We start from the raw sequence: 3,842 nt of genomic DNA, 5'->3' as shown, positions 1-3,842 counted from the left end.
TCACCCTATCTCCTGAATACTGAATACTGACTCCTGACTCCTAACTCCTAATAATTAATTATCAGGATTTTTTGGCAATTGTCCAAAAGGGAAAAGTTTGACTGGGATTGATGATAACTCCCGTGATGCCATTGCGAGCAAAAGCGTATTCCTTGGTTTGCCAAAGGGGAATATAGGGAACTTCATCGGCGAGAATTTCTTGAATTTTGGCAAAAATTTGCTTTCTTTTGGCCGGGTTACTTTCCCGACGGGATTGTGCGATTAATTGATTCATTTCTTGACTATAAAAAAATGAGCCTTGACTTTGCGATCCTCCCTCTTCGCAGCCAGTGTCTGGGGAACCTTTAGCACAATCTAAAAAGGGATAAATATAGTTATCTGCATCCAAAAAATCGGGATACCAATTAGATAGGGCAGTGGTATAAAGTCCCCGGCCAATATTACGGAAAAATGCCGCTCCTAGGATACTATTGGGTTCAAATTGAATACTATTATCTAAATCCCGTTTTGATAGGGCTTTCAGCACTGCCGCTACAGTGCTGGAAGTGATCGATCCCGAGGAGTGCCAAACTTCTACAATTGCGGGTTTTTCTGGACTATAACCAGCAGTTTTTAGTAATTGTTTGGCTTGCTCTATATTATGGTTGCCATAGCGCTCTTTAAACACCGGTTGTGACTCGGAAAAAGTAGTAGGAATGAGACTAAAAAGAGGTATGCCTTGACCTTGTAAAATGCGATCATTAAGTAAATCTCGATCGACTAGAGAAGCAATGGCTTGTCGCACTAAAATATTATTGGTGGGTTCACTTTTGAGATTGACGCTCATAAAGTTAATTGCTGCCCCAGAAGATTCGAGCGCTTGCCATTTTCCCTGCGCCGCTTCTGTGCGTAATTTTCTCACTTGAGGAGGGAGTAAAGATTGATAGGCAATATCCACCGCACCCGTTTGAAAACCGTTGAATAAATTGGCAGGATTCGAGAGATAAATTTGAACATTAACTCCCTTATTTTTGGCTGGTTCTCCCCAATAGCGATCGAAGGCTTCTAAACTAAAAGAATCGCTAGTAACTGCTTTTAATTGATAATGTCCTGTGCCGATAAATTCTTCCGGTTTAAATTTACCCTCGCCAATTTGATAAAATTTGGGTGAAACTGCACAGGCTCCTGGGTAAGCTAAAAGAGCGGGAAAGGCGGCAAAAGGTCTGGTTAATTTAATAGTAATTTCGTCTTCTTTGGTAGCGGTGATCCTATCAATTGTATCCCGGAGAAGAAAGGAAGGTTCACCACCATTTTTGATAAATCTTTCTAGGGAAAACTTCATCGCCTCTGCGTTAAAAACCGTGCCATCATGAAAAATAACTCCTCGACGTACTGGGATAGTATAAGTCAAGCCATCGGGGCTAATTTTGGGTAATTCCGTGGCAAGGAGGGGCTTTAAATTAGTGGTTCCTTCTGCGTAGGTGTAGAGAGTTTCACCGAGATTATAAATAATAAAAAGTCCTGCTAACTCATAACTATCGGCAGGATCGAGCGAGCGTGGTTTTAGGGTTGTCCCGATCATCAGGCGATCGCTATCTTGTTGTGGTAAATTGGAATTAGTGGACTGACAGCCCACGGTCAGAAGAAGACAGAGGCAAAATAAACTTAAATAGCGGTAAAGTTGGCGTAAAGGTCTCATCGATGGCGATTAACGGCAGCTAGGTATCAATCAATCCTATCATTTTTGAGCATAATCTTTTCTACTAGGTTCTCTTAAGGAACTAGGTTGATTGCTTAATTGGTTGGGTAAAATTCTTCAATAACTGGACTGATTACCCGGACAATTAAATTAAATTTTCCGGTCGAGAATGGCAAAAACTTGATAAATTTGGCCAAGAATAAGACCCAGGAGCGAAAAAGTGTTATTTCTTGACAATGAGAGATTGGATATGGTTCAGAATAGCTGGAGCCATGAAGGTAGATAAACAGGGGAATGGGTAAGATTTTTCAACCTAGATCAGGTTCCAGCAACTAATTAGAAACTCATCTTCTTTTATCTATCAGCCATTTAGGTTAATCCTGTCCCTTCTAAACAAGCTCGATCGAAAATTGCCCCCGTGGTTACTGCCGAGGTTAAACTAGCACAAAGAAGATTGGCATCAGTAAAATTTGTTCCCCGTAAAACCGCCCCGAAAAAAATTGCTTCCTCTAAATCAGTTGCCGACAGATCTGCCCCAGAAAGATTAGCGCTAGTAAAATCCGCTTGGGTTAAAATCGCCCCGACAAAATTGACTCCCCGGCCATCGACACCGCGAAAATCCGCCCCGGACAAATCTAGATGATTAAAAACCGCCCCGGCTAAAAAAGCGCCGGCCAAACTTGCCCCAGTCACGATCGCATCGAGGAGAATTGCCCCGCGTAAATCGGCATTACGAAAATCTGCTCCCCTTAAATTTGCCCCTGTCAGGTCAGCACCGCGTAAATTTGCGCGTAAATTCGCCCCTGCCAGGTCGGCACCCGCTAAATCAGCCCCTGCCAAATTCATGCCCGCTAAATCTTTTATCTCACCCTGACGAATTGCTAATAAATCAATACTGGGAAAAGTCATGGTCAGCCACGGTTAAATACTGTAAAAATATCTTAGAATATTCGTAAACCTTTGTTAAGAAAGCGCTCCATGTCCCTAGAGCTATTATCCCTAGAAAATATTGAAGAAATCGCCCACCAATACGGATACTGGGCAGTATTTATCGGCATCACCCTCGAAAATACGGGGATTCCCATCCCAGGAGAAACCATCACCATTGTGGGCGGCTTCCTTGCCGGTAGCGGTGATTTGAACTATTGGTTAGTTTTAGTCAGCGCAATTACAGGAGCAGTTTTAGGCGATAATTTTGGCTATTGGCTCGGTCGCGCTGGGGGTTGGCCGTTTTTGTTAAAAGTTGGCAAATTCTTTCGGATTCCACCTCAAAAACTAGAATTAGCCAAGGAACAATTTAGTAAAAATGCACCCCGGGCGGTCTTTTTCGGTCGCTTCGTGGCCCTGTTAAGAATCTTTGCAGGTCCCATGGCGGGAATTGCCCGAATGCCCTACGGTCGCTTTTTCCTCTGTAATCTCGGTGGAGCAACGGTGTGGGCGACGATTATGGTGACATTATCCTTCTTTTTAGGCCGTTTGTTCCCCTTGCACCAATTAGTTAGTTCTATGGCTCGTTTTGGTATCTTGGCTTTAATTATCGTCCTGGCCTGGACAATTATCCACCCCATCCTTGAGTCACGGAAAACGACAGTTTAAGCCCAGAAGAAAGCGGTTATCAGAAATAACCGCTTCGGGAATTTGACAAGAATCTCTTTAACGTTCGCGGCGCCCGAAGTTTTTGCGCTCACCGCCGCCACCACCACCAAAATTATCTTCTCTGGGACGAGCTTTATTGACTTTCATCTGTCGTCCCATCCATTCGGCCCCGTCAAGAGTTTCGATCGCTTTTGCTTCTTCCTCATCGGAGGACATTTCCACAAAAGCAAAACCGCGCATTTTACCCGTTGCTTGATCTACGGGCAAGTAAACGCGACTAACCGTGCCGTATTCAGCGAATACACCGTGCAAGTCCTCTTTCGTGACTTCATAAACCAGATTACCAACGTAAATTGTCATCGAAAATTTGGGTCTGAAACCCCGTCGTTCTACGACGGCTTTACCGTTAAATACTAGCACATTTACGGAATATATGCTAAAATGCTCCCCATGGAAAAAGCCTATTGGTTTCGATTTTACCCCACACCAGAACAAGAGTCGCTATTGCGGCGCACTTTGGGCTGTGTAAGATTGGTTTACAATAAAGCTCTCCATCTCAGAACACAAG

At 43.7% G+C, this 3,842-nt stretch carries 5 protein-coding genes; 2 read left to right on the top strand and 3 right to left on the bottom strand.

Annotated elements, in window-relative coordinates; translation table 11 throughout:
* Positions 1–61 precede the first annotated feature (61 nt).
* Both EWV84_RS12585 and EWV84_RS12580 read right to left on the bottom strand, forming a co-directional pair.
* Entirely contained in the window at positions 62–1,678 is a 1,617-nt protein-coding gene (locus EWV84_RS12585) for an ABC transporter substrate-binding protein (RefSeq protein ID WP_287078251.1), read from the bottom strand.
* A gap of 369 nt (positions 1,679–2,047) precedes the next feature.
* A complete protein-coding gene (locus EWV84_RS12580) occupies positions 2,048–2,587 on the bottom strand; it encodes a pentapeptide repeat-containing protein (protein ID WP_287078250.1) in 540 nt (179 codons plus the stop codon).
* Positions 2,588–2,656: 69 nt separating this feature from the next.
* Between EWV84_RS12580 and EWV84_RS12575 the strand changes: the two genes are divergently transcribed.
* Positions 2,657–3,274, top strand: a complete 618-nt coding sequence (locus EWV84_RS12575) for a DedA family protein (RefSeq protein WP_286825803.1) — start codon at positions 2,657–2,659, stop codon at positions 3,272–3,274.
* A gap of 57 nt (positions 3,275–3,331) precedes the next feature.
* Here EWV84_RS12575 and rbp read toward each other — a convergent pair whose 3' ends face one another.
* Positions 3,332–3,634 (bottom strand): RNA-binding regulator, encoded by a 303-nt coding sequence (gene rbp / locus EWV84_RS12570; protein WP_286825795.1) that lies wholly within the window; start codon positions 3,632–3,634, stop codon positions 3,332–3,334.
* Between the two features lie 90 nt (positions 3,635–3,724).
* Here rbp and EWV84_RS12565 point away from each other — a divergent pair.
* On the top strand, positions 3,725–3,842 hold a 118-nt coding region (locus tag EWV84_RS12565; protein WP_287078252.1), incomplete at its 3' end, for a helix-turn-helix domain-containing protein.

It is taken from the genome of Microcystis sp. M_QC_C_20170808_M3Col (genome assembly GCF_007095505.1).
GTDB lineage: Bacteria > Cyanobacteriota > Cyanobacteriia > Cyanobacteriales > Microcystaceae > Microcystis.
The sequence above is the reverse complement of the archived record's forward strand: the minus strand, read 5'-3'. Positions and strand labels throughout refer to the sequence as shown.

Coding starts and splice junctions, on each gene's coding strand:
- EWV84_RS12585 (WP_287078251.1), bottom strand. CDS start 1,678: ATGAGACCTTTACGCCAACTTTACCGCTATTTAAGTTTATTTTGCCTC.
- rbp (WP_286825795.1), bottom strand. CDS start 3,634: ATGACAATTTACGTTGGTAATCTGGTTTATGAAGTCACGAAAGAGGAC.
- EWV84_RS12580 (WP_287078250.1), bottom strand. CDS start 2,587: ATGACTTTTCCCAGTATTGATTTATTAGCAATTCGTCAGGGTGAGATA.
- EWV84_RS12575 (WP_286825803.1), top strand. CDS start 2,657: ATGTCCCTAGAGCTATTATCCCTAGAAAATATTGAAGAAATCGCCCAC.